We start from the raw sequence: 25,058 nt of genomic DNA, 5'->3' as shown, positions 1-25,058 counted from the left end.
TTCTTGACTCCGGCTTGTGCCGCTCACTTGCGGGGAACCGTCTCAGCTGCTGAGCGTGGTCTGTCCCGCTTTGTTCAGCCATTCCGCCATAGCATCCATGACCTGATAACGCAGATCCTCGCTCTCTAAGGCAAATTCCAGTGTGGTCAAAATATAACCAAGCCGTTCGCCGACATCATATCTGGTACCGTCGAAGTTATAAGCGTAGACACGTTCGCTCTGGTTCAGCTTCTGAATGGCATCTGTCAGCTGAATCTCGCCGCCCGCGCCCTTCTCCTGAAGATCAAGATACTTGAAGATCTTAGGGGTAAATACATAACGGCCCATGATCGCCAGATTGGAAGGCGCCGTGCCGAGTGCCGGCTTCTCCACGAAGTTGTTCACCCGGTAGAGCTTCCCGTCCTGCATATCCGGCTCAATAATCCCGTAGCGGTTCGTGAATTCATCCGGGATCACCTGTACCCCGATTACCGAGTTCTGAGTCTCCTCATACTGGTCGATCAGCTGCTTCAGGCAAGGGACCTGTCCGGTTACAATATCATCGCCGAGCATAACACCGAACGGCTCGTCGCCGATGAACCGTCTGGCACACCATACGGCGTGGCCGAGACCCTTGGGTTCCTTTTGCCGGATGTAGTGAATTTCCACCTTGGAGGACCGCTGCACCTCTTTGAGCAGTTCCAGCTTACCGTCCTCCAGCAGCCGGGATTCAAGCTCAAAGGCGTTATCGAAATGATCCTCGATCGCCCGCTTTCCCTTACCGGTTACAATGATGATGTCTTCAATCCCGGAGGCAATGGCCTCCTCCACGATATACTGGATCGTCGGTTTGTTGATAATAGGCAGCATTTCCTTGGGCATTGCCTTGGTCGCCGGAAGGAAACGTGTGCCTAACCCGGCCGCCGGGATAATTACCTTTTTTACCTTTTTCATCACACATACCTCCCAATAGTTTCGTTCACATTGCCGCTTCAGTGTTCTACTTGGTCTGGTTCATTGCTATTCCGAGAATCCTTACACCTGTCTGTTCCATGAGACCCTTCAGCTTGCGGAGAGCTTCGCGCTTCGTCCGGCCGTGTCTGGCGACAATGACCACCCCGTCCGAGAGCGGGGCCAGAATCCGTGCATCGCTGTAATCAACCGCCTGCGGAGAATCCAGCAGAATCAGATCGAAGCTTGCCTTCAGCTCCGTAAGCAGCCCGGTCATTCTTTCGCTGCCGAGCAGATCCGGCGGACTGACCGTACTCACTCCGGCAGGGATGACCGCCAGATTCGCCAAGCTGCCGTATACCAGAACGTCCTTAGCTTCCTCGTAGCCGCTTAAGTAAGCTGCCAGCCCCTGGCTGCCTTCCACATCGAAGACGCTATGCAGGCCGGGCTTCCGCAGGTTACAATCCACCACCGCCACCTTCTTGCCGTCCTGTACGAAGGATACGGCCAGATTGGAAAGAATGGTGGTCTTGCCTTCACCGCCCTCTGCTGAAGTGAAGAGCAGCACCTGACCGCCTGGTCCCTTCAGCAAGCCGAGCTGGCGGATATACGTGCGCAGCGAGCGGAAGGATTCGGACACATGCGATGACGGGTTCATATCCGCGATTAGACTTCTATTCAGCCGTAACATATTTGCCCTCCCCTACTCTTGCCTTATCATTATCCGCACTGCCGAAATCGCGTTTGCGGATTGCCGGAATACTGGCAATGACCGGAAGACCAAGCTCGAATTCCGCTTCCTTCTCATTTCTCAGCGTACCGTTCAGCGTCTCCATCAGCAGGATAAGCCCGACCGCGGCCATAAGTGACACCACGAAGCTAATCAGAATATTCATGGTCACCCCGCCGTTGACCGGCAGAGGCTGGGCTGCAGGATCAGCCGGAGTCAGGAATGTAACATTATCCAGATTCATCAGTGCCGGCAGGCTGCGGATGAAGGTCTGCGAAACCGCATTTACAATCGTAGCTGCGGTGCCGTAATCCTTATCCTCCACGGTCAGATTGATCACCTGGCTTTTCTCCGAGGATTTGATCTGCAGCTTGGCAGCCAGTTGGCCCGCCGTCAGACCGAACTCGGGATGCTCCGCGATCACACTCTTCATAATGGTTGGGGACTTCATGATTTCCTTATAGCTCTCGATGAGGTTAAGACTGAAGTTCAGCGCGTTGAGATTATTGCTCTCGGGGACATTCACAACGTTGTTGACCAGTAGCTGTCCAGAGGCGGAGTAGACGGGTGCAACGAAGTTTTTACTGACGTAGAAGGTGGTGGCGCAGGAGATAAGTACAAACACCATGATTAACCATAATTTTTTCTTTATCAGGTTAATGTAATCCAGAATCGTCTTTTCCACAGTAACCCTCCTTCCGCTTGTGTTCGTTTTGAAAGCAATCATGAAAGTTTCAGATGTCTTGCTTTTATTCTAACAATGCGCAGGATTTATCACATGCCCCCTCGCATCACTTTACACTTCACTTTTGAGTGACTGCGTTTGGTCCGCTAGAGGGGGCGGATGGTATACTTTAGTACCATATCCATGGAAAATACTAACACCTCCGGTGAGCCTTGCCTGCTTCAGTTGTTTACTTGCCCAAACACAAAAATCACCCAGCCGGGTGAAATCTGCTGGTACGCCTTCACATCAGCCCCCGCTTGCGAGTCCAATGTATGCTGTTTTCCGCATACATTCGGCCTGATTTCCCTGAACGCAAAAAAACACGGACAACGTGGTCCGTGCTCCGTCCCCGATCATTCACAGGGATGATTATTAATCGTATGACATCTCATATTTGGTAAGCCCGACAGCATTGGCGTATAAAGCCGCCTGCGTCCGGTCCGCCACCTGCAGCTTCGCCAGAATCTGGCTGACATGCTTCTTGACGGTGAATTCGCTGATGAACAGGCGTGAAGCAATCTCACGGTTGCAGGCCCCCTGTCCCAGCTCAATCAGAACTTCCTTCTCTTTGGGTGTAAGCTCATCCGTAGGACTGCTGCCGCTCATACGCATCTTATCTTCCATCAGCCCGGGATCGTAATACTTCCTGCCCTTGTGAACCAGTTGAATTGCGAACAGTAATTCCTCAGGCAGAGCTTCCTTCAGTACATAACCGTCTACCAGCACTTCCTCCGCCTTCAGGAAATCTTCCCGGCTGGCTGAGGACGTTAGCAGGATAAACTTGCATGAGAATCCGCGCACGCGTGCTTCCTTGATAATATCCAAGCCCGATTCATCGGCAAGCTTCAGATCAATCAGCACAAGATCAGGCTGTATCTCCTCAATCACGAGAAGTGCTTCTTGGCCATTCGTTGCTTCGCCGGCAAACTGCAGATTGGACTGCATCGATATCACAGATGCCAATCCTCTTCTCACCAAAGGGTGATCATCAACAATGACGATTTTCACTTGAACGACCTCCTGCCTAAAGTTTATGCATTTTTCAGTTCAGCCACACCGACAGGTATAGAGATTAAAATTCTGGTTCCAGCGTTCTCACTGCTGGTTAACTGGAAATCGCCTCCAAGGGACTGTGCCAGATATTGCATATTCTTCATTCCCAGTCCGCCTGAGTGATCCTCGGATTCAGCCAAGATCAGATCGGCCTCGAAGCCGACACCATCGTCGACAATTGATAGTCTAATCCATTTCGGCTTAAGCGACAGTTCTACATCCACCCGGCTGGCAGCACCATGTCGTATGGCATTGCCGGTAGCTTCGGAGATAATCCGGAAGAGTGCCTTGTGGTAAGGATAAGGGAGACTGAAATCATCCCCCGTTATTTTCAGTTCAATCTCAACATCGTTAAGCCGGGAGAGGCTCTTCAGATGCGAGCGCACCATCCCAAGCCAGCTTGGGCCGCCGCTCTTCTTGGAGCTGAGGCTGTAGATGGTAATCCGCAGCTCCTTGGCCACCTTGGTGGCTGAATCATGGATAAGCTCAATCTGCTCCTCCAGCTCCCTATCAGACATCTTACGCCAAGTCTGCTTCAGGGAATGGGTCGCATAGACGATGCCGAAAAGACTCTGGGAGACACTGTCGTGCATCTCATCGGCTATCCGGTTCTGCTCGTTCGTGATGATCAGCCGGTTCTCGATCACGCCCAGCTCGTGGCGCTCCAGAATAATCGCACTCAGCTCCGACAGGAACATCAGCTGCTGAATGTACCATCTGCGGCCCTCCAGCCCTTCCGACGCTTCCAGCTTCACTCCGATCATACCGACGAACCGGGTGCTCATTCTTACCGGCATCAGCAGGAAGTCACCGATTCCCGGCATACTTTTGAATACCGGTTCACGCTGCAGCCTCCATTCATGCTCGTGCTTCTCCAACTCCATGAACAGAAAGCGCTCCTCCTCATGCTGCCATCCCGTCTGGCGGCTCTGTGGAGCAGGCTCCCCGCTCTTTTTGGCGAACCAGAACAGGGCCTTCTCCAGCTTGGTAAGCTTGACCACATAGTCAGTAATCACTTGGCCAATATTCATGAAGTCATGCTGGCTTGATGTTTCCACGATGTGATAAAGCGATTTGATATGTTCCATGGTATCGTTGGTCCGCGCGTTCGCTTCCTCCCGCTGCCGCTTTATCCCCTTAACCATCTGCATAACTATAACCGCGAGAGCCAGGGCTAGAAACAGGTTACCATTGGCAAGCATAATTTCAGCAATCGAAGGACCGGGAGAACCGGATTCCATATAGCCCGATGCCGCCACTATGGCAATATAGCCCAAGATCAGACTCCAGGCAAAATAAAGAGAGAGCGCACCCGCCGCAAACAGCACCGGATTCAGTACATATAGCTTAAAAGGACTATCGTATCCTCCAGTAAATAACATCATCACCGCAATGAGTGCCGTCTCCATACTGATCATTAGCATGAGAGGACGGGCTCTTGCATGAAACCTCCGGTAATAGTACGGGAATAGTTGGGCAAATAAGAATAGCACGATGATTAGTAGGGATTTGTATATTACGGAAGGTCCCGCAGGAACCATGAGGTACATAAACGATGTGAGGGACAAAGAAAAGATTCTAAAAAAGGCGATAGTACGATCTTCTGCTGTTAATTTAATGTTCATCCCACCACCCTATTCTCCAGTTTGTGGAAAATTCGAGTTTATTCTAAGCTATGTTTAAAAGCATCATACATGAGAAAAATCACAATAACAAGTTTCGATTTCTAATGATAGCGTTTACTTTGAAAATAAAATGGGTATAATTATTCTTTTTTCATGAAAAATTAACCAGCTCTATCCATCTTCTCAAATGATAGCGTATGCAATATTATCCAGTTCCGCTCCGGTCATGACAAAGAGCCTTTCCCTCCAGGGACAGGCTCTTCGAAAGACAGGATGTCTTCAGTTATCCGGTGAGTTCACCCGGCACAGTCTATTCAGTCGCCGCCGGAACAACCTGCTCCAGCTTGGCCTCATTGCATATACAAATTTGATAGCGCTGTTCGCCAACGATATGATACCCGGTGGACAAAATACGCAAGGTATGACTAGGTCCTACCACTTTATGGAGACTGCGGCAACTGATGCAGTAATACTCTCTCAATAGTCTCATCTCCGGCATAGTCTAGAAGTACTATTCTAGAACTGCTAATATTATCTAGAGCATAGCACTGTTTTTTTCTGCGTGTCAACAAAAATCTGCAAAATACGACATTATTCCAAGATCATTTTGAGGAAATAAGTAGAAAAATGTCGTTTTTTTTATAAAACATAAGAATTTATATGTTTCACAAGATACCTTATTCTTCTATTTCCACTTGTCATATATGATTCCGGCAGATCTGCGGAGAGAGGCCCATATATTTTTTGAATAACCTTGAAAAATAAAAACTATCCCTATAATGAAGCATTCCCGCTATCTCCTGCACCTGCAGGGAGGTATTTAGCAGCAAATGCTTGGCCTCGGCCATCTTCAGCCGGTGGATATATTCATGCAGGGGGTACCCGCTGCTCCGCCGCACGGTGCGCCGGAGTGTAGACATGGACAGGTGCAGGTCTTCGGCTATGCGCGGCAGATCCGGCTTCTCATAGATGCAGGCATTCAGCGCCTCACGGATCAGCGGCATGGCTTCCTGCTGCCATGGGCGGCGGCTGCCCTGGAGCTGCAGCGAGTATTCCAGCAGCATCTCCTCCAGCAGCAGCGCAGCCCGGTCCGCCTCACCGGGAACATCCCCGGTCATGTACGCCAGAACCTTTTCAAAGGAGGCTTTCAGCTCTTCCGCCTTATCCCCCCGGGTTACCTCTCCACCCGCAATCATTCCGGCTTCCAGCCACTCTGTGACACGGCTTCCGCTGAAATTAATATAGTATTCATCCCAATACCCGCCAGGTGGCGGTCCGAAGCTGTAGCTGCAGCCGGGTCTGAAAAAAAACAGGCTTCCCTCCCGGACCTGCTGCTCTGGTCCTCCGTTCTCCGTATAAGTTCCGCCTCCTGCGACTATATATACAAGGGCCCAGTGTTCAAAGGTGACACCCGAACGAAACAACGTTCTTCCCGGCAGATGGCCGGCTTGCCCGATACGGATCGACTTCAGGCGCAGCCTTGCGGCCTCCACCTTCGGATCAATAATTCTTACAGGATAGGGACTGATCATATAATCCATGAGCTTGGGCATACACTGCATTCCTCCATGTGTTCAGGAGTGATATGTTGATAATGAAGATGATCATATTCTACATGAATAAGAGGTGTCCACGCTATGTCTGATGATGTTCACTTACAGCTTTTTCCCCGGCCGCATAAGATCACGGTATCCGCAGGACAGTTCCACCTTCCTTCCCGGGGCAGCATTGTGCTGGCCGGTGAGGACCCGTTGTCCGCCCTTCCCGCAGCCCGCAGGCTTCAACAGACCGCTTCCGAGGTGGTCCGTCTCAGTTTGCCTCTGTCCATAGGGCAGCGGTCTGCTGCAGTTCCGGCTTGTACTTTCCACTATAACGCACTACTTGCAGAAGGAGCCTATGAGCTGCACGTTAACGAAAAAGGCCTAATTGCCGCTTACGGTTCGCCGCAAGGTGCTTATTATGCAGCCGCGACGCTGAAGCAGCTCCTGCAGCAGTACGGCCGGACGCTGCCTTATCTGCATATCTGCGATCAGCCGGATTTCGCAGCCAGAGGACTGATGCTTGATATCAGCCGCAACAAAATCCCCACGCTGGATACCCTGTACCGGATCATTGATCTCATGGCGGATCTCAAGCTGAATCAGCTGCAGCTATATATAGAAGGAGCTCCATTTGCTTACGAGTCCTTCACGCAGGTATGGGAACTGGAAACTCCGCTCACCGGCGATGAAATTCTGCGCTTAGATGCCTACTGCCGCGAGCGGTATATTGAGCTGGTGCCAAACCAGAACAGCTTCGGCCATATGGAGGGCTGGCTGACCCGGCCGGAGTTCAACCATCTGGCGGAGATCCCCGCAGGCTTCATGCTCCCGGATCAGATGGTTGATAGCGATTTATACCCGGAAGGATTGTTCATGCCTCCCGGGACCTTCCATACGGAGGACCCTGAGGTATTGCAGCTCCTGGGCTCGATGTACGATGACCTTCTTCCCTACTTCAGCTCAGAGATGTTCAATGTCGGCTGCGATGAGACCTATGAACTGGGACTTGGCGCAAGCCAGGCGTTGGCGGAGTCTTCCGGCAAAGGCGAGCTGTACCTCTCCTTCCTGCAGAAGATTCATGGACTGGTCAAGCAGCGCGGTAAAACCATGCAGTTCTGGGGCGATATCATCATCCAGCATCCCGAGCTGATCCCCCGGCTGCCGAAGGATATCATCGCCATGGAGTGGGGGTACAGCGCGGCTCATCCTTTTGAAGCGGATACCCGCAAATTCAAGGAAGCAGGCATCCCGTTCTATGTCTGTCCGGGAACCAGCTCCTGGAACTCGCTCACCGGGCGGACCGACAACATGCTTGCCAATCTGCGCAGCGCTGCGGTACATGGCAAGAGAAACGGCGCTATCGGCTACCTGATTACCGATTGGGGCGATTTCGGCCACTGGCAGCATCTGCCGGTCAGCTATGCCGGATTCGCTTACGGGGCAGCGTTGGCCTGGAATGTAGAGGGGAATCTGGAGGCGGATGTGGCTCATTATCTGAACACGGCAGTCTTCCAAGACCGCTCAGGAACCATCGGGCAACTGCTGCTTGATCTGGGCAACTACTACAAGCTGGAGTCGGGCACAGTCCGCCCGAATGATACAGAGATGTCCATGCTGCTGCGCAGCCATCTGGAGCATGTTCAGCTGGCTGTGAAGCTGCCTGTAGAGCAGCTTCACCAATTGGAGAAATACATTCTTGGCCTCGAAGCCAGGCTTGAGCAGCCGGTTCTGGAATGCAGCGATGCCGGGCTGGTCATAGAAGAGCTGCGCAGCGGCATACACTTCGTGAAGCATGCCGTGCAGCTCACCCGGCTCAAGCAGCAGCTCGCCGCAGCCGATCCGAAGCTTAAGGCAGCGAAGGTTCAGGCGCTGATCCATGACCTGGATCTGCTGCTCCACCAGTATCGCCAGCTATGGACCCGTCGCAACCGGCCGGGCGGCTTGGAGCGCAGCATCTCGAAGCTGGTCCGCCTGCGCGGGGAATATACCGCACTTGCCGCCAAGCTGGATGCAGAGGCTGTTCGGTAGACTACATTACGTAAGAACACAATGGAACATACTTAAGAAACCTCTCCTTTGAAATGGTTGTGTGAGTACTCCATTTCACCAAAGGGCGGTTTCTTTTTTTGGTACACTACTGTTCCTCCGGTGATACTGAGCCACACAGCAACAAACTTTGGATTGAAATAGGACCACCGCAGGATTATAATAGGATCGAATAACCACTTTTTGCCTATTATTAGAAGGAGAATACATAATTGACAGGGGACAAGCCTATGGATTGGCTTCATGCTTATGAGGACGAGCTCCGTGTAGTTTTTGAGGAGAACCGCAGGGTGATCTCTGCGTTTCCAGAGCCGCTTAACGCCCGCGGCCTGTCGTATCTCAATCAGTTCAACGTGTTCAACCCGGACAGCAACAAGAATTATATCTGTTACTTGCTACCCTTCTGGCTCCAAGACCCTTGTGGCCTGAATCCTGAACTGGCCCGCAGGATGTCCGCAGGTAACGTCTTCCTCATGCTCTACTTCTTCCTCCAGGATGACCTGATGGACAGTCCGGAGGCCTCGGCTGCGCAAGCGCTGCCGCTTGCCAATCTGCTCTATGTGGAGTTTCTGGCTACCTACCTTCCGCTATTCCCGGCAGATTCCCCCTTCTGGTCCTGCTTCAGCCGTTACATCAGCGAGTGGGCAGACAGTGTGAGCAGTGAAGCCGGCAGCGATTACTACCTGAATGACCGTATCCGTATCTCTCATAAGGCCAGCCCGCTTAAGCTTAGCAGTACAGCCGCGCTGCTGCTCTCCAGCCAGTCCTCGTCCATTCCCGAAGCCGAAGAGATGATTCACACCGTGCTGCTGACCCTCCAGCTGCTTGACGACTACGAAGATTGGGAGCAGGATCTGGAGGACGGCAGCTACAACTGCCTGCTGTCACTGGTACGATCCTGTACAGGGATTGCCGCGGGAGAACCGCTGACCGTAGCAGCAGTGAAGGACTTCATATATGTAGCAGGCGGATTTACTGAATATACGGCAACGGCCCAGGCCAACCATCTGATGCTGGAAGAGGCCGGCTTGCAGCTGCCCTTGCTGGTATCCTTCCATCTCATGCTCGTGCAGAATCTGCAGCAGATCGCCGCTGCCATTGAAGCACAGAAGCAATTACTGCTGGGCGGGGGGCTGGATTACTGGCTATCTACGCACGCAAACCTCTCATAATTTATACAAATAGCAATAGAATTATAGAATGGCCTATGCTATACTAAAAAGGCAATTATAACCATTTTGAAAGGGTGATTGTATTGTCAGTAGGAGTTCTTAAGAATCAGGTAATTCAGAAGGCGTGGGAAGATCCGGCATTCAAACAAAGACTGCTTGCAGATCCGAAGGCAGCACTCCAGGAAGCGCTGGGCATTAACCTTCCTGACAACATTACACTGAAGACCGTAGAGGAAGGCTCGAATGAATTCTACCTGGTCATTCCCCCAAGCCCGTCTTCCGATGTAATGAAGACACGTATCACCCCAATGGGAACCTGGTAGCATCCTCAAGTCATACTATTATCGGGAGTTGGAATCGTCCGGTCCTTCTGCACGCGGCAGAAGGGTGATGGACTCGGTTCCGGCTCCTTTTTTGCTCATAAAGCGGATTTCGCCCTCCATCGCCTCAATAATACGGAAGGTAACCATCAGCCCCAGCCCTGTACCCTTCGTCTTGTTGGAGGAGAAATACGGCTCGCCCAGACGGCTAAGTACAGCCGGTTCCATGCCTGCCCCGTTATCCTTAATATGAATATGCACCTTATCCCCCCGGCTGTAGGCCAGCAGATGAATTGTACCTTCCTCCCCCAGGGATTCAATGCTGTTCTTGATGATATTAATCATCGCCTGCTTGAATTTCGAGGAATTCCCTTTGACCCACAGACCGTCTTCCACCTCCAGAATCATTTTGCCCCCGTTCAAATGGCATAATGGCAGCAGTATGCTCTGGATATGCATGAATTCTTCATTCACATACAGCAGGGAGACATGTTCAAATTCCGGCTTGGCAAAGGTCAGAAAATCGGTAATAATACTCGCCGCCCGGTCCAGCTCACTGAGCGCCATGGACAAGTATCTCTGCTCGTCCCCGCTCGACTTCTCGCTGAGCAGCTGGAGGAACCCCCGGGTCACCTGGAGCGGGTTACGTACTTCATGGGCTACCGATGCTGCCAGCTCGCTGATAATCTCCATTTTCTCCGAACGCTGCAATTCGTTGTTGAACAGCTCCAGCTCCTGCGAATACTTCACCACTTGGCTGTGGTTCTGCGCCAGCCGCCGCCCCAGAATCACAATCAGCGAGAGAATGAATACAACCAGCGCCCATTTCCAGTAGAAGAGATCATAATTCCCGCGTCTGAAATAATACCACAGCAGCTCCAAGATCCCGGTAAGAGCAGCCGTACCGAAGCCGCATGCGAAGATGATCGCATCCTTGTTGCGCTTCAGGGAGAACACAATTACGCAGCCGATCAGCAGAATGAATTGTAGAATCATAATAATGCCGATAATGTTGGTGGAGATGAAGTAGTAGAATTCCACATACCGGCCCCCGGATAGAGCATTAATAATAAGGAGAAGACAGCAGAATAAGGAATAGGCCATCTGGAATTTGCGGAACCTGCGGATGATGCCGTATTTGCCTGCGCCGAATATTTTCTCGAACAGGAAGGTCAGGGCGGGTAACAGGGACAACAGTGCCACATCGAACAAAATTACATTGAGCCCGCCTAAATAGCTATAGAAGGTATACATGAAGGGCGAGTAGGTTACAGATAGCACACCGGTAGAGGCAATGACAATGGAGAGCGAAGCTGCCACGGGGAAATACTCCTTGTTAAGGAAAAATGCGCACACAAACAGAACCGCCGCCACAAAGATAAAAGCGCCGCCCAGAATCACATCTATAAGCCCGTTTTTGATATAGTCCTTGATTAGAATACTGTGCTCACCGAGCATCACCTGCTCTTTGATTCCGATCCGGTCCTGGAGCGTCTGCGTCCAGATATAGAGCGTCTTTCCGTTATCCCGCATATCCAGAGGCACAAGCAAGGAATAATTATCCATAATAAAGCCGCGATCCCCTTCAAAAACCAGCCGGTCCTCCACATACACCTTCACATGCAGCGCATAGATCGTCTGAATATAGACGGAGGGGGACACGTAATGATAGGAGGGCAAAGTAATCTTGGTCCAGGCAGACGATACCCCGGAAGGCTTGAGCGGCATCTCGGCCTTCGCCTCCACATCGATCCACCCCTGGTCTTCCGTTACCGGAGCCTGGAGTCCGCCATCATCCGGCCCCTCCTGCCACTTCATCTGCCAATGTCTGATCTCACTGGCAGGGGAGGCACTTTGCGCGGACACCAGGAGGCTTCCGCAAGTTAGGCAAAGCAGAAACAATACTAACGCTGTATGTAAACTTTTGACCATCAAAGACATGCAAGCACCTCAGAGGATAGTTTTAGAAGCAAAGTTCTGTAGTGTTACTATTTCGCCCCATACTCTGCCCATTCCTTCAAAAAAAACGGAATAAACCAAAATTTTTACTAATTCCTGGTGGAGGCCGGCAATTTAATAAGCACCTCGGTCCCTTCGCCCTTGCGGCTGTTGAACTTAATCGTGCCGTTCATCGCTTCAATAATACGGAAGGTGACCATGAGGCCAAGCCCCGTGCCCTTGGTCTTATTGGAGTAATACGGTTCTCCCAGCCGGGCCAGCTCGCTGACCTTCATCCCCTCGCCGTTATCCTTCACGCTGATGATTACCCAGTTGCCTGTTCTCCAGGCCGTTACGACAATCTGCCCCTCCTCCTGCAGTGATTCAATGCTGTTCTTGATCAGATTAATAAATGCCTGCTTGAACTTGGCCGGACTGCCCATCACTTGAAGCTCCTGCTGCAGACGCAGATCTATCGAGCCGCCCTGCAAATTAGCCAGCGGCAACAGGATTCCCGACACATGCCTCAGCTCCCCCGAGACTTCGAATACATCCACGATATCCAAGCCCGGCTTCGCAAAGGTCAGGAAATCGGTAATGATCACCGAGGCCCGGTCCAGCTCCCCCACAGCCATCTTCAGATACTCCTTCTCCTTATTGCCGGAGCGCTCCCCCAGAATCTGCAGGAACCCGCGCGTGACCTGGAGCGGATTACGCACCTCATGGGCCACCGAGGCGGCAAGCTCACTGATAATCTCCATTTTCTCCGAACGCTGCAGCTCATTATTGAATTTCTCCAGCTCCCTGGCGTATTCCAGCGCCTTCTCATGGCTTCCCGCAAACCGTTTCCCCAGAATAGCAATCAGGGAAAGAATGAATACCACCATGCCCCATTTCCACCAGTACAGATGATATCTCTCCATTGAAAGGAAGTAACGCAGCAGCTCCGCCACGGAGACCAAGGCAAATACGGAGAAGCCGGCAGTGAAAAGGATGGCATCTGAATTGCCCCTGCGGGCATAAGAAAACGCCAGATACAGCAGGTAGACAAACTGGGCAATCATTAGTACACCGGTTGCGTTAATAGTCAGAACGGCATACAGCGCGTCCAGCCGGAAGGAAAGTGCGGCATTCAGAATAAGCGCTGCGGTACAGATCAGGGAATATGCCAGTTGAAATTTACGCACACGGGTAGTGAAGCCCCGCTTGCCCGGTCCGAATAACTGTTCAAAATAAAGCGTGAACGCCGGCATAATGGTAAACAGGGCCAAATCGAAGCTGATCTGTCTCAGACGATCCCCCCGGCTTAAAATCAGCGTCAGAAACGGAGAGTATGTCAGCAGCAGCACTCCAAAGGACAGGATGACCAGGGCCAGAAAGAAACCGCTGTAGAAAAATTCAGGCTTAAGGAACAGCAGGCAGATCAGCAACGCTCCAGCCATGAAGATCATGGCGGCTCCGAGCACAACGTCCACCAGATCCTGCTTCACATAAAAGGACAGCAGCTGATTATAGCTGCCGACCCTTACATCCCCCTCGATTCCAAACTCCCCGCTTCCCGCATTCCACAGATAGAGCGGCTTCGCACTGTCTAGCGCCGGGATCGGAATCAGCACCTTGTTGCCGCTATATTCCACATCCCCGCTGGAATCGTAGATTAGCCGGTTGTCTATATATGCTTTCAGGTTGTCGCCAAATACTCTATCGATCAGAATAGCGGAAGTTGCTCCAGTAGGGGGCAAGGTAAGCCGCATCCAAGCGGAAGGGGTACCAGATGGCGGAAGGGGCCTGGCCTCCCTGGCCCGTACCCGCGTCCATTCGGCGGCCGGCCCTGCCGTTGCAGCTTCTATACCGCTATTCCCAGCCGTTTCCCACTTCAGCTCCCAGGATGGAATTTCCGCTTCTGTATGTCCGCCCCATTCTATGGCGATTCCCGCTGGAATGATGGTTATTACAAGCAGCAGCATAATGAAGACTGCGGCTGTTTTGGTTGATGCTAACTTCATTGTGGCACCTCAGTGAATCGTTAGTTGTATTTATGTAGTCCATATGATTCTTATTTTCGACAACGTTTGCACTATACCTGCCTTCAGACTGCAAATAACCTCGAAACGGCTCGGTTAATTCATCTATTCCGGTTATTCTGCCGGAGAAATGAATATATTAATCAGATGGCCAGCCTGGATGCCGGACAGATTCGCCGCTGCTTAAACGGGTATAGTTGTACTATAAAGATGAAGAAAACTTACATCAAGGGATAAGGGAGCTGATTGACGATGGGTAATGAATTCAATAAGACGGAAGCCGACTTTGCATATGAGCGCTATACCAAAATGGGCGGTGTCTCCCCGGAGCAGGATATTCCGCTGGAAGAATTGCGTCCGCTTGGCACGATTACTGAGCAAAGCCCCAGTGAGGAAACCGTTGGCGCCGGGAACCGCCCGTTGGAATCTGCACTGGCCAGTCATGACCCTGCTCACTTCACACCGATCGATTTCGACGGTGTAGTGGATGACGGCTCGGATCCGGCGCTTGAGAGCGATCCTATTCTAGCAGCCGACATCGGCCTGAATGTACCGGACGCCGGGCTTGGGCCGCGTGCAGACCGCCCCGCTCCTGCTTCTGCCACAGCCGGTCCGCAGCGGGATGAGCTGCTGGAGTCGGATGCTATATACACGGCTGGCGCAGCCGGATTAACCGGCAGCGTGATTGATTATTCGGATTCGGAGGAAGAGGTGACAGGAGAAGCGGAGGAATCCGCTCCGCTGGAGGATGTCCCGGATGCAGATGAGCTGGTTCCCGGAAGCAGCGTTGACCCGGTCTCCCCGGACCCTGATGCCATGCCCGGTACCGATGTGCTGAATGGCTCGAACGGTGACGCATAGATACGGCTAAGCGTTCCTGCCGGAGCGTTCACACACAGTCCAGGTTCATATTGACTTTTGGAGATAATCGGCTTACGATAGTTTCATTCAATTGCGGCGATGGAGTTCGCCATAACCGCCCTTCGGGGCTAATGACTCCTACCAGTGGTTAACTACGCTGGTAGGAGTCTGTTTTGATTTCAGGTTAGTATTTATTTCGGGTCGGGGGGCATTAGCCATAATGAAGAGGAAGTATGAACGGTGGGCAGAGCTTGCAGCGCGCCAGAGCCAGCTTGCGCTCTGGAGTACATTCGTGAAATGGGTGATTCTGGGGGGAATGGTCGGGCTGCTGGCAGGAAGTGCCTCGGCCTTGTTCCTGGCCAGTCTGAACGCGGTCACCCAGGTAAGGCTGGAGCATGCCTGGCTGCTCTTCCTGCTTCCGGCAGGAGGCGCGCTCGTCAGCGGAATGTATATGCGTTACGGCAAGAGCAGCAGCAAGGGGAATAACCTGATTCTGGAGCAGATCCGCCAGGGCAACGAAGCGATTCCGCTGCGCATGGCCCCGCTGGTCCTTGGCGGGACGCTGATTACCCATCTCTTCGGCGGCTCGGCCGGACGTGAAGGCACGGCAGTGCAGATGGGCGGCAGTCTGGCAGAAGCACTCGGCCGCTGGCTCAGAATCGGTCCGCTAGACCGCCGAATCCTGCTGATGTGCGGCATCAGCGGCGGCTTCGGCTCCATCTTCGGCACCCCGCTGGCCGGAACGGTGTTCGGCCTCGAGGTGATCGCCATCGGGCTGATCAGCCATAAGGCACTGCTGCCCTGTTTTGCCGCCAGCTTCACCGGTGATCTGGTAGCCTCCCGCTTGTGGGGCGTTCACCATATCCACTATCAAGTAGATGTCTTCCCCGGCATGGATGCACTGGTGCTGGTCAAGGTTATAATCGCCTCCATCTTGTTCGGCCTATGCAGCCTGCTGTTCAGTGAGCTTACCCATTATCTGAAGCGGACCTTCACCGCCATAATCCGTAATCCTATGCTCAAAAGCGCCGCCGGCGGGCTGATCATTATCGCCCTGGTCTACATAGCCGGTTCCCGGGACTATCTGGGGCTGGGCCTTCCACTGATCAGTAGTTCCTTCGAAAACGGCGTATCGCCCTTCGCTTTTCTATGGAAGCTGATCTTCACCGCGTTCACTCTGGGGACCGGCTTCCAGGGCGGCGAAGTGACGCCGCTGTTCGCCATCGGAGCTTCCCTGGGGAGCAGCTTGGCCGGAGTTCTTCATCTATATGGGCCTTTTCTGGCTTCACTTGGCTTCATCGCTGTCTTCTGCGGAGCAACCAACACACCGCTTGCCTGCTTCATAATGGGCATCGAGCTGTTCGGCTCCGGCGGAGCGGTCTATATGTTCATCGCCTGCATCATCAGCTATCAGTTCTCCGGGCACAGCGGAATCTACAGCTCCCAGCTCATCGGCATCTCCAAAAGCGCCTTACTGCCGGTTCCCGAGGGAACGACGCTCGCTTCCGCCAAAGAGCAGCCCGCACCAAAGTAGCAGAATCCGGCAGGCCGCAGAAGCAGACTTTGCCAGAAGCAGGACAAAGAAGGTATGATACAGAAGTGAATGCACCAGATTATTCAACAAGTGGAAACGGCTTTGCCGTCCTTTTAAAGGACGGTACCGTTTCAGCGAGAAATAGAAGGATAATTTATCGTGTGCAACATATAAATTCTTATATTTGGACAAAAGGAGAGATTCTGAAGTGAAGTCTATCACAAGAAAACCCGTCATCCTGCTTGCGGTGATGTGCATGATGCTCGTCATTCTGGCGGGCTGCGGCAATAAGCCAGTGAATAATAATGCCGCCGGTAATGGTAACAGCAGTTCCGGAGCAGGCAGTGAGGCCACCGCAGCACCGCAGGAGAGCCCCGCTGCTACAGAAGGCGTACCTTCAGCCACAGCCAGCCATCCGGTGGTTACGATCGAGATGGATAACGGCGCTGTTATTAAGGCCGAGCTGTATCCTGAGGTTGCCCCCAATACGGTCAACAACTTCATTTCATTGATTAAGAAGGGCTTCTATGACGGAACCATCTTCCACCGGGTCATTCCAGGCTTCATGATCCAGGGCGGGGACCCGGATGGCACAGGAATGGGCGGACCGGACTACAGTATTGCCGGAGAATTCAATAACAACGGCTTCACCAATAATCTGCTGCATACTGAAGGCGTACTATCCATGGCGAGAAGCCAGGATATGGACTCTGCCGGCTCCCAGTTCTTCATTATGGCCGCAGCTTATCCAAGCCTTGACGGCGATTACGCCGCCTTCGGCAAGGTTACTGAAGGACTTGAAACGGTCCAGGCCATCGTCAGTCTGCCGCGTGGCAAGAATGACCGTCCGGATCAGCCGCCGGTCATGAAGAAGGTCACCGTTGATACGCTTAGCGTTACTTATCCCGAGCCGCAAAAAGCACAATAAGCAACCTGCAAGCTGGCTGCACAGACTAGTCTTGCTTCAAAATCCCGAAATCCACACAGAAGAGCCATCCCCCATAACCGGAGAATGGCTCTTCTTCGCATCTTAAGTATATTTGAAGCATGCTGCCTCTTATTGGAAGTGGGTGTGCTTCGTTCTCCACTGCTCCAGCTTAATAACCACCCAGAAGCCGTAGATCCCGAGCGTAATCACTGTCAGCAGGAACCACTTGATCCATTGTCCGAACAGACTGACGGCTGTACCGTCAAACCGCAGGCGCTGCCCTTCCACCACGGTATGCTCGATCTTCCAGCGGTAGAGCATTACTACTGACCAAGGATAGCAGATACCGAAGGTACAGACCGTAACCAGCCAGCCGGCGAGGCACCACCCAATGTACTCAATAAGCTTCCCGTCAAAATAAGATTCCCTGCTTCCATAATTCATCGGTGCCGTATTCATGTGCAGTGCTCCCATGGGTCTTCCCCTTTCATTCATGCAAAATTATTCCTGGTTCTATTTTCCTTATTGTCCATGGTGAGCACTACTACATTTCTCACAATTCTAACTAGGAATGGATAAAAAGCAGAATAAAGTCGAAATTAGGCGCCCCGACTGGGGACTTATCTCCGGCTAAGGGCATGCTGTCCGTTCCGCAGGAAAGTGCTGCGGCTGTTGCGCAGCAGGGATATCCGTTCTTCTGCCAGCTGATCCGCAGCCGCATAGGCCGGAATCCCCTTAAGGCGGGAAATCTCCAGCACACAGGTGATGCTGTCATAGATTCGGGCTATCTGCTTGTACGCCCGTTCCTTGTGGTAACCGTTCAATTCATCGGCGATATTAATAACGCCACCGGCGTTAATTACATAGTCCGGAGCGTAGACAATTCCCATCTTGTGCAGCGCGTCCCCGTGACGCGGCTCCTTGAGCTGATTATTGGCAGCTCCTGCAATCACCTTGGCTCTAAGCCGCGGCAGCGACTCATCATTAATGGTGGCACCAAGCGCACATGGCGCATAGATGTCACAATCTGCCCCAATAATGTCGGCCGGGTCTACAGCCGTTGCCCCGTAAGCCTGGACGGCCCGGTTCACTGCCTCACTATGAATATCTGCTACCAGCAGGCGTGCGCCTTCTTCATGCAGATACTTACATAGTGTAAAGGAGACATTGCCGACACCCTGCACGGCGACGGTTCTGCCTGCCAGGGAATCACTGCCGAAGGCAGCCTTCGCTGCGGCCTTCATGCCTTGATATACGCCGAAGGCTGTAGCCGGTGAGGGGTTGCCGGACGAGCCGTAGGAAGCCGATATTCCGGTAACGAAGTCGGTCTCCTGATGGATAATATCCATATCCTCTTCCGTAGTGCCTACATCCTCTGCTGTAATGTAACGGCCGTTCAAGCCCTGTATGTATCTGCCGAAGGCGCGGAACATCGCCTCGTTCTTGTCTGTGTGCGGATCACCGATAATGACCGTCTTACCGCCGCCCAGATTCAGCCCGGCCACCGCATTCTTATACGTCATGCCTTTAGCCAAACGAAGGGCGTCGATAAGCGCCTCCTCCTCCGTTGCATAGGTCCACATTCTCGTTCCGCCCAGCGCAGGTCCCAGCGTGGTGTCGTGAATCGCAATAATCGCCTTCAGCCCCGATGCCTTATCCTGACAAAACAGCACTTCCTCGTAATCCTCCCGCTCCATCGCCGCAAACAATTCCATCCGCTTCATTTCTCCTGTCTTTTCTTATGTACATGTTACGTTTCATAACAAAGCTAGTCGTTCTGGAACGTATTGTCAAGTTCATTTGTCCCATTTTCATCTATTTTCATAAAAGCACATGAAGCAGCAGACCCTGAACCTCACGCCTATTGTAAGCACATGGGGTGGAGTCTGCGAAGGGATTAGGCCCAGTATTGATCTGGCCGGTATTCGATTTCGGACTGCACGGCTATCGTTAAGCGCCCGGAGTCTGCATCATAGGTTACAGGCTGATCTCCAACGTAGTACCAATGCTTGATGACCGGCCCGTCCGCAGGCTCCTCGAAGCGGAATACATTAAGCTCCGCCTTCAGCTCCACCACCGCAGCGCCCTTATCTGCCGCCACATTCGTCAGGGTGATCAAGGTTAGCCCGCCCTGCTCATCAAAGGTGTACCCGGCTCCCTCCATGCTGTTCACAAGCATGCGCCCGGTTACGGAATGCTTCACCAGCACTCTTTCCTGTTCTGCCATTCGCGCTCCTCCTTCATGTCTGTATCCCGCCGCTCATTACGGCAGATCAATCACCATGACCAGTATGTTCTCATCAGCCTTCAGCTCGAGCTGCGCTGTATCCTCGATTCTCGCCGAATCGCCCGGCTTCAGCACATCCTCCCCGTTCAGGGTAAGCTGTCCTTCAACCAGATATACAAAGCCGCGCCGCCCCGGCTCCTGCCGGAAATCCAGTTGCCCGCCCGCTTCGGCCTTCCCCAGATAAATCGTCATATCCTGGGCTATATCGACAATCTCCTCCGACGCTTCGGCCGCTACTACCGGAAGCAGGCGTCCTTCAAGCTTGGCCGGATCGAAGCGTCCGGTTGCATAGGAGGGAGCCGTCCCCCGGGTCTTGGGCATGAACCATAGCTGAAGCAGGCGGACCGGCTCACTGTCCGAAGGGTTATGCTCCGTATGAATCGCGCCGGTCCCTGCCGACATCCGCTGGATGCCGCCGAAGGACGTCTGCGCGACATTGCCCAGGTTGTCCTCATGACGAAGCACGCCGGACAGTACAATGGAGACAATCTCCATGTCACTGTGCGGGTGGGCGCCGAAGCCTTTGCCCGGAGCGATCGTATCATCGTTACAGACGCGCATCGGCCCAAAGGCCGTATTGTCCGGATCATAGAAATCCCCGAAGGAGAAGACATGACTGCCCTTCAGCCAGCCGTAGTCGAACTGGTGCGCAGACGCAGCAGGGTAGATTTTAATCAATGGAACCGCCTCCTGTGGTTATTATGAAGTGGTCGATATCTGCAGTTCAGAAACGATGAACCATTTCTTGGACGCAGCATCCTTGAAGTACACCTGAATCATATAGTTCCCCTTGTCGGTAACCTTATAATTATACGCTGACGATTTGAACCAGAAGCTGTCCTTCTTCTCTGTTATTGGCTGGTTATCCACAACATCCGTCTTGCCTGCCGGGTCTGTAATGGTAATTTTCAGATCGGAGATATCTGTTTTGAGATCATCCACCTGCACCAGGGCAGAGAAGGTATTGCTGGTGTCCATTCTGACTTTGCCAAAAATCTTGCCCTGCTCATCCAGCAGCACCGTGTTCACATTAGGCTTGTAGATCTTGACCGTCCCTGCTGAGTCGTCCACAGATACAATCGCCTGCATATTCTCAGAAAGCTGTTCCACAGGCACATAGACCCCGCCGTCCGAGGATAGTGCAGACTGCTTGAGCAGCATATTATTCACATAGAATGAGAGATCTGTTTTGCCGGCAGCAGCATACAGCAGGCCTCCTCCCGAGACCATCATCAGGCACATTGTTGAAATCGCCAGCTTGCGCATCTTCCCCATTATTCCCGTCCCCCTATATAATGTCCTATGCTGTTTATACCCTTCAGGCGTCAAGGAGTTGCTGTGAATTGTAAAATAAAACCGGCTGCACAATTTCCTGAGGAAAAGGTACAGCCGGTCACGGGACAACCTTCTTGCTCCGGGTGCACCCGGAAGCAGCAATTACAGCTTGGCGATCGTCTCGGTAAGAACCGGTACAATCTGTGATTTACGGGATACTACGCCCTTCAGCACAGCCTTGTTATCATCCAGCTTCACATTGTAAGCCTGCTCTACAGCCTCTGCTACGCGGCCCAGGGCGAGACCCACGGAATCGTTGTTCAGGATATCGGTAACTACGAACAGGAACAGATCCAGTCCCTTGTCATCAATAATCGCGGTAAGTGCCGCTTCCAGCTCCGGCTGCTTGGATAGAACATCATTCACATCCACAGCGTTAACCTGGGCAATCTCCACCTTATATTCACCCATCTTGAATTCCTTGGCATCCAAAGAGATCAGTTGGGCAATACTCTTGTCGCTCAGGTCTGCACCGGCTTTGAGCATGTCCAGGCCATAGCTCTCAGCATCTACTCCGGCAATAGCCGCAAGCTCACGCGCAGCTGCCACATCCTGCTCTGTGCAGGTCGGCGATTTGAACAGCAAGGAATCGGAAATGATAGCGGACAGCATCAGACCGGCGATGTTCTTAGGAATGGCCACGCCATTCTCTTTGTACAGCTTGTTCAGAATGGTAGCTGTACAGCCGACCGGCTCAGCCCGGTAATACAGCGGATAGGCTGTCTCGAAGTTCGCAATCCGGTGATGATCAATAACCTCAACCACACGAACCTGATCGATATCATTCGCACTTTGCTGGCGTTCATTATGGTCAACCAGAATCACTTGTTCAGCTTCGGCGGCTACGTTCTCCACCAAACGCGGTGCTTCTACCCCGAAGTGGTCGAGGGCGAACTGTGTCTCTCCGCTGATGTCTCCAAGACGGACCGGCTCGGCATCCCAGCCCAGTTCCTTCTTCAGTGCCGCATAAGCAATAGCCGAGCAGATCGTATCTGTATCCGGGTTTTTGTGACCAAAGATCAAAGTTTTTGTCATTTCCAATCTCCTTACTATGTTTTTGTGAGAATAATATACCATACATTGATAGAGACCTGCCAGAGACCCGTAAATATCCGGCTGGAATTAACTCTTGGTATGCTCCTGTCCTACCTGTACAGCTTGCCCCCGCTTCGTCTTCGGCAGCGCCTCAGGCACATCCTCCCCGGAGAGCGGCTCGTTATCCGAGAACAGATCCGGGTTCTCTCTGAGCATGCCGCTCAGGATACGTGTAGTCTCTACTGTGCCGCAGAGCATAACCGCCGCATCGCCGAAGCTGCCCCTGCGCAGCGCTCCGCCGTCCTCCAGCACGGACTCCACCTTCCAGAAATGCTGCGACCAGGACAATCCGCAGTGTCTGCGCGAAGGCACCGCAATCTCCTCCCCTGCCGGCGTCACAGTATAGAGCGCCTCATGCCCGTCCGTCATCCGGCCGGGAATATCCACCCACTCTTCAATGCCGTGAATGAACGTATTCCTCCGCAGATCCACACCGAGCAGCATAATCTCCGCTCCCCGGTCCAGCAGCTTGCCATAGACCGAGCCGCGCGCACAAGGCGTATCCCAGCGCTCATCTCCGGTTGTGAACACCGCTGCATCCCTGCCCAGCGCCGCCACTGAATGCGTGGGATGCCAGGAACGGATCACGTTCGGCCGCTTACGGAACAGCTCCGGCAGAATCCCCACGCAGACGGGCGACTCCAGCACCGAGAAGCGCGGATTCTGCCCGTCGATATAAGACCAGGTATGGGTCGGCAGGACCAGTAGCCCCTCCTTCATATATTCTGAGAGAACATCCAGTACGGTATCTGCTCCCCCTTCCACTTCACCAATGCTTTTGAGCGAGGAGTGGACCAGCAGTGTCCCCTGCGGATCGATCCCCATCCTCTCCAGCTGCTTCATCAGACTTGATCTGGTGTGCATGATTAACCCCGCTTTCCTGAATAATAAATACCGATCTTGAAATACACCTTGCAAAATTACTCATTTACTATTAAAATTATAGTAACTTAATATTAATAAGTAATTTACAGCTTTTATATACCAACTCAAATCTCAGGAGGTATTCCCATGAGTTTAACATTAAAAGGACTTCACCATGTATCTGCCATTACCGCCAAAGCGCCGGAGAACTACAAATTCTATACAGAAGTGCTCGGACTCCGCTTGATCAAGAAGACCGTCAACCAGGATGACGTATCTGTCTATCACTTGTTCTACGGGGATGAGACCGGGAATCCCGGCACGGAGCTTACCTTCTTCGAGCTGCCTAACGCAGGGCGCAACCGCGATGGCAACAACAGCATCTCCGCACTCTCCCTGCGTGTTCCCGGCGATGATGCCCTGCTCTTCTGGACACAACGCTTCACGGTACTGGGCGTAGAGCATGAGGAAATCACCGAACGCGGCGGCCGCAAGACGCTGGCCTTCACCGACCATGAGGGCCAGCGTCTCATCCTCGTCTCGGATGAGCATAACGAGGGCATGCCCGGCGGCAAGCCGTGGGCCAAGAGCCCGGTTCCTGCCGAGTATGCCATTGTCGGACTGGGACCCGCACATCTGACCGTCGAGACCGCTGAGCATACGGCCCTGATTCTGGAGGACCTGCTCGGCTTCCGCCGCGCAGGCAGTTATCCTTCTCCGGTGGCGGGCCAGCCGGATATTATCGTGTTCGAGACCGGTGAAGGCGGCTCCGGCACGGAGATCCATCTGGAGGAACGCAACGATCTTCCACAGGAGCGCCTGGGACGGGGCGGTGTACATCATGTAGCCTTCCGCGTCGATAACGAAGAGGAGCTGAAGCAGTGGATTGAACGCATCCGCAGCGTACAGCTCCCGAACTCGGGCTTTGTAGACCGCTTCTACTTCCGCTCCCTGTACTTCCGGGAGCCGAATGGTATTCTGTTCGAGCTGGCAACGGACGGACCGGGATTCGCCACAGATGAGGAAGTCGAGCATCTGGGCGAGGCGCTGGCCCTGCCGCCGTTCCTGGAATCTAAGCGAGAACAGATTGAGGCCCACCTGAAGCCGCTGGATACCCGTCCGCAGGTCTAACGTTATCATCCTAGTGATAATAGCTCTGGCGGTTTGCATACGAAGAAACTCCGGCTGACTTACAAGCCGGAGTTTCTTTTGGGTTAGCCAAGCCTGCATAACAATTTAACTTACTAGCTCAGATCAGCTCTCCGACCAGGTGATCGTGAAGAGGTTGAAGCCGGGCCGGGCCGTGGAGGCTTTGCCTGTAATGGATACAGGACTTGTCCCGCCGAGTCTGCCCGAAATTTTGACATTGCTGGCCGATACAGACTCCGAAGCATTATCCAGATTTTTAATCCGCGCATATTCACTGTACACGAAGCCCATAATCTCCAGTGTCTCCTGCGTTGAATACGTGAACGCCACCTTCTTCTGGCCGTTAGCATCCGTATCCAGCGTGATTGCAATCAGGGCATCCTGGGGAATCGGAAAGTCCTTAGGCAGATTAACCGGTCTAGCCGTTCCCTCCACTACTGGAGCAGGAGTTGCATTCCCTCCGCCGGTAGAGGTTCCCGGAGCAGGAGTCGGAGCAGGAATATCCGCGCTGCCGGCACCAATTCTCACTTTATAGTTGACCGAGTCATAATTGATAGGCACCTTCAGCACCGTAGCGATCGACTGGACCGGCAGGTAGGTGAGACCTTCGTAGGTGATCGGTGTCAGGGTTTTGCCATTACCGTCCTTCATCCAAAACGGGTTACCATCCACGACAATACCCAGGCTATGGTTCAGATAAGCCTTAATCTGCTGCAGTTTGGTGCCCGCATACACCCCTGCCGAGCCCGTTACCGTCATGCCGGTGACAACTGCGGCAATCAACCATTTTTTCTTCATAATATCCTCTCCCGTATGTTGTTGTTAAAAAAGTAGGAACTTAGCGTCCCTATATATTTAACACGGGAGCGAAACTTTCAACCTGCCTGCTGCCGTATATT

At 52.8% G+C, this 25,058-nt stretch carries 23 protein-coding genes and 1 riboswitch; of the genes, 7 read left to right on the top strand and 16 right to left on the bottom strand.

Features of this window, described 5'->3' with window-relative positions; translation table 11 throughout:
* Positions 1–42: 42 nt before the first annotated feature.
* The 6 genes from galU to C162_RS08785 form a co-directional block, all read right to left on the bottom strand.
* A complete protein-coding gene (gene galU / locus C162_RS08810) occupies positions 43–933 on the bottom strand; it encodes a UTP--glucose-1-phosphate uridylyltransferase GalU (RefSeq protein ID WP_036693604.1) in 891 nt (296 codons plus the stop codon).
* A 46-nt stretch (positions 934–979) separates the two neighbouring features.
* Positions 980–1,621, bottom strand: coding sequence for a CpsD/CapB family tyrosine-protein kinase (locus tag C162_RS08805; protein WP_036693602.1), 642 nt, complete (start codon positions 1,619–1,621; stop codon positions 980–982).
* Positions 1,605–2,345: a YveK family protein gene (locus C162_RS08800; RefSeq protein ID WP_036693600.1), complete on the bottom strand. Its 741-nt coding sequence runs from the start codon at positions 2,343–2,345 to the stop codon at positions 1,605–1,607. Before C162_RS08800 ends, C162_RS08805 begins: the two co-directional genes overlap by 17 nt.
* Before the next feature lie 414 nt (positions 2,346–2,759).
* Positions 2,760–3,395, bottom strand: a complete 636-nt coding sequence (locus tag C162_RS08795) for a response regulator (RefSeq protein ID WP_036693598.1) — start codon at positions 3,393–3,395, stop codon at positions 2,760–2,762.
* Positions 3,396–3,418: 23 nt separating this feature from the next.
* Positions 3,419–4,864 (bottom strand): sensor histidine kinase, encoded by a 1,446-nt coding sequence (locus C162_RS08790; RefSeq protein WP_235218384.1) that lies wholly within the window; start codon positions 4,862–4,864, stop codon positions 3,419–3,421.
* A gap of 899 nt (positions 4,865–5,763) precedes the next feature.
* Positions 5,764–6,618, bottom strand: a complete 855-nt coding sequence (locus C162_RS08785; RefSeq protein WP_036693594.1) for an AraC family transcriptional regulator — start codon at positions 6,616–6,618, stop codon at positions 5,764–5,766.
* Between the two features lie 84 nt (positions 6,619–6,702).
* Between C162_RS08785 and C162_RS08780 the strand changes: the two genes are divergently transcribed.
* The 3 genes from C162_RS08780 to C162_RS08770 all read left to right on the top strand — a co-directional run bounded on the left by C162_RS08780 (position 6,703) and on the right by C162_RS08770 (position 10,147).
* Positions 6,703–8,634, top strand: coding sequence for a beta-N-acetylhexosaminidase (locus C162_RS08780; protein ID WP_051493337.1), 1,932 nt, complete (start codon positions 6,703–6,705; stop codon positions 8,632–8,634).
* Positions 8,635–8,882: 248 nt separating this feature from the next.
* Positions 8,883–9,824, top strand: coding sequence for a hypothetical protein (locus tag C162_RS08775; protein ID WP_036693794.1), 942 nt, complete (start codon positions 8,883–8,885; stop codon positions 9,822–9,824).
* A 74-nt stretch (positions 9,825–9,898) separates the two neighbouring features.
* A complete protein-coding gene (locus C162_RS08770; RefSeq protein WP_372238068.1) occupies positions 9,899–10,147 on the top strand; it encodes an NHLP leader peptide family RiPP precursor in 249 nt (82 codons plus the stop codon).
* A gap of 18 nt (positions 10,148–10,165) precedes the next feature.
* On the opposite strand, the gene C162_RS08765 is transcribed toward C162_RS08770, so the two are convergent.
* Together C162_RS08765 and C162_RS08760 are read right to left on the bottom strand one after the other, a co-directional pair.
* The gene (locus C162_RS08765; RefSeq protein WP_235218383.1) at positions 10,166–12,010 is read right to left on the bottom strand and encodes a sensor histidine kinase; all 1,845 of its coding nucleotides are present in this window, start codon (positions 12,008–12,010) and stop codon (positions 10,166–10,168) included.
* A 182-nt stretch (positions 12,011–12,192) separates the two neighbouring features.
* Positions 12,193–14,088 (bottom strand): sensor histidine kinase, encoded by a 1,896-nt coding sequence (locus tag C162_RS08760; RefSeq protein ID WP_036693590.1) that lies wholly within the window; start codon positions 14,086–14,088, stop codon positions 12,193–12,195.
* A 270-nt stretch (positions 14,089–14,358) separates the two neighbouring features.
* Here C162_RS08760 and C162_RS35295 point away from each other — a divergent pair, with 270 nt between their 5' ends.
* The 3 genes from C162_RS35295 (at position 14,359) to C162_RS08745 (ending at position 17,429) form a co-directional block, all read left to right on the top strand.
* Complete coding sequence (locus C162_RS35295; protein ID WP_036693588.1) at positions 14,359–14,967, top strand: hypothetical protein; 609 nt, start codon at positions 14,359–14,361, stop codon at positions 14,965–14,967.
* An 86-nt stretch (positions 14,968–15,053) separates the two neighbouring features.
* A riboswitch (Fluoride riboswitch) is annotated at positions 15,054–15,115 on the top strand.
* A gap of 72 nt (positions 15,116–15,187) precedes the next feature.
* Positions 15,188–16,501, top strand: a complete 1,314-nt coding sequence (locus tag C162_RS08750; protein ID WP_036693586.1) for a voltage-gated chloride channel family protein — start codon at positions 15,188–15,190, stop codon at positions 16,499–16,501.
* Positions 16,502–16,709: 208 nt separating this feature from the next.
* Positions 16,710–17,429 (top strand): peptidylprolyl isomerase, encoded by a 720-nt coding sequence (locus tag C162_RS08745; RefSeq protein ID WP_036693584.1) that lies wholly within the window; start codon positions 16,710–16,712, stop codon positions 17,427–17,429.
* 129 nt (positions 17,430–17,558) lie between these two features.
* Here C162_RS08745 and C162_RS08740 read toward each other — a convergent pair whose 3' ends face one another.
* From C162_RS08740 to C162_RS08710, 7 genes are all read right to left on the bottom strand, one after another.
* Positions 17,559–17,903 (bottom strand): DUF898 family protein, encoded by a 345-nt coding sequence (locus tag C162_RS08740; protein ID WP_036693583.1) that lies wholly within the window; start codon positions 17,901–17,903, stop codon positions 17,559–17,561.
* Positions 17,904–18,049: 146 nt separating this feature from the next.
* Positions 18,050–19,144 (bottom strand): Glu/Leu/Phe/Val family dehydrogenase, encoded by a 1,095-nt coding sequence (locus C162_RS08735; RefSeq protein WP_036693581.1) that lies wholly within the window; start codon positions 19,142–19,144, stop codon positions 18,050–18,052.
* Between the two features lie 182 nt (positions 19,145–19,326).
* On the bottom strand, positions 19,327–19,656 hold the full coding sequence (locus C162_RS08730) for a hypothetical protein (RefSeq protein ID WP_036693580.1): 330 nt from the start codon (positions 19,654–19,656) through the stop codon (positions 19,327–19,329).
* 36 nt (positions 19,657–19,692) lie between these two features.
* Positions 19,693–20,394, bottom strand: a complete 702-nt coding sequence (locus C162_RS08725; RefSeq protein WP_036693578.1) for a pirin family protein — start codon at positions 20,392–20,394, stop codon at positions 19,693–19,695.
* A gap of 21 nt (positions 20,395–20,415) precedes the next feature.
* Positions 20,416–20,991: a hypothetical protein gene (locus C162_RS08720; RefSeq protein ID WP_036693576.1), complete on the bottom strand. Its 576-nt coding sequence runs from the start codon at positions 20,989–20,991 to the stop codon at positions 20,416–20,418.
* A gap of 162 nt (positions 20,992–21,153) precedes the next feature.
* On the bottom strand, positions 21,154–22,086 hold the full coding sequence (locus C162_RS08715) for a manganese-dependent inorganic pyrophosphatase (RefSeq protein ID WP_036693574.1): 933 nt from the start codon (positions 22,084–22,086) through the stop codon (positions 21,154–21,156).
* 87 nt (positions 22,087–22,173) lie between these two features.
* On the bottom strand, positions 22,174–23,010 hold the full coding sequence (locus C162_RS08710; RefSeq protein ID WP_084648866.1) for an AAC(3) family N-acetyltransferase: 837 nt from the start codon (positions 23,008–23,010) through the stop codon (positions 22,174–22,176).
* A gap of 147 nt (positions 23,011–23,157) precedes the next feature.
* On the opposite strand from C162_RS08710, the gene C162_RS08705 reads away from it, so the two are divergent.
* Entirely contained in the window at positions 23,158–24,141 is a 984-nt protein-coding gene (locus C162_RS08705) for a ring-cleaving dioxygenase (RefSeq protein WP_036693573.1), read from the top strand.
* A 123-nt stretch (positions 24,142–24,264) separates the two neighbouring features.
* Here C162_RS08705 and C162_RS34275 read toward each other — a convergent pair whose 3' ends face one another.
* On the bottom strand, positions 24,265–24,957 hold the full coding sequence (locus C162_RS34275; RefSeq protein ID WP_051493334.1) for a hypothetical protein: 693 nt from the start codon (positions 24,955–24,957) through the stop codon (positions 24,265–24,267).
* Positions 24,958–25,058 lie beyond the last annotated feature (101 nt).

Origin of the sequence: Paenibacillus sp. FSL R7-269 (assembly GCF_000517865.1) — a bacterium.
GTDB lineage: Bacteria > Bacillota > Bacilli > Paenibacillales > Paenibacillaceae > Paenibacillus_AQ.
Note: the sequence above shows the minus strand (reverse complement) of the source record. Positions and strands in the feature narration are given on the sequence as shown.

Coding starts and splice junctions, on each gene's coding strand:
- C162_RS08740 (WP_036693583.1), bottom strand. CDS start 17,903: ATGGGAGCACTGCACATGAATACGGCACCGATGAATTATGGAAGCAGG.
- C162_RS08710 (WP_084648866.1), bottom strand. CDS start 23,010: ATGCACACCAGATCAAGTCTGATGAAGCAGCTGGAGAGGATGGGGATC.
- C162_RS08805 (WP_036693602.1), bottom strand. CDS start 1,621: ATGTTACGGCTGAATAGAAGTCTAATCGCGGATATGAACCCGTCATCG.
- C162_RS08720 (WP_036693576.1), bottom strand. CDS start 20,991: ATGGGGAAGATGCGCAAGCTGGCGATTTCAACAATGTGCCTGATGATG.
- C162_RS34275 (WP_051493334.1), bottom strand. CDS start 24,957: ATGAAGAAAAAATGGTTGATTGCCGCAGTTGTCACCGGCATGACGGTA.
- C162_RS08705 (WP_036693573.1), top strand. CDS start 23,158: ATGAGTTTAACATTAAAAGGACTTCACCATGTATCTGCCATTACCGCC.
- C162_RS08730 (WP_036693580.1), bottom strand. CDS start 19,656: ATGGCAGAACAGGAAAGAGTGCTGGTGAAGCATTCCGTAACCGGGCGC.
- galU (WP_036693604.1), bottom strand. CDS start 933: ATGAAAAAGGTAAAAAAGGTAATTATCCCGGCGGCCGGGTTAGGCACA.
- C162_RS08785 (WP_036693594.1), bottom strand. CDS start 6,618: ATGCCCAAGCTCATGGATTATATGATCAGTCCCTATCCTGTAAGAATT.
- C162_RS35295 (WP_036693588.1), top strand. CDS start 14,359: ATGGGTAATGAATTCAATAAGACGGAAGCCGACTTTGCATATGAGCGC.
- C162_RS08715 (WP_036693574.1), bottom strand. CDS start 22,086: ATGACAAAAACTTTGATCTTTGGTCACAAAAACCCGGATACAGATACG.
- C162_RS08760 (WP_036693590.1), bottom strand. CDS start 14,088: ATGAAGTTAGCATCAACCAAAACAGCCGCAGTCTTCATTATGCTGCTG.
- C162_RS08780 (WP_051493337.1), top strand. CDS start 6,703: ATGTCTGATGATGTTCACTTACAGCTTTTTCCCCGGCCGCATAAGATC.
- C162_RS08790 (WP_235218384.1), bottom strand. CDS start 4,864: ATGCTAATGATCAGTATGGAGACGGCACTCATTGCGGTGATGATGTTA.
- C162_RS08775 (WP_036693794.1), top strand. CDS start 8,883: ATGGATTGGCTTCATGCTTATGAGGACGAGCTCCGTGTAGTTTTTGAG.
- C162_RS08735 (WP_036693581.1), bottom strand. CDS start 19,144: ATGGAATTGTTTGCGGCGATGGAGCGGGAGGATTACGAGGAAGTGCTG.
- C162_RS08750 (WP_036693586.1), top strand. CDS start 15,188: ATGAAGAGGAAGTATGAACGGTGGGCAGAGCTTGCAGCGCGCCAGAGC.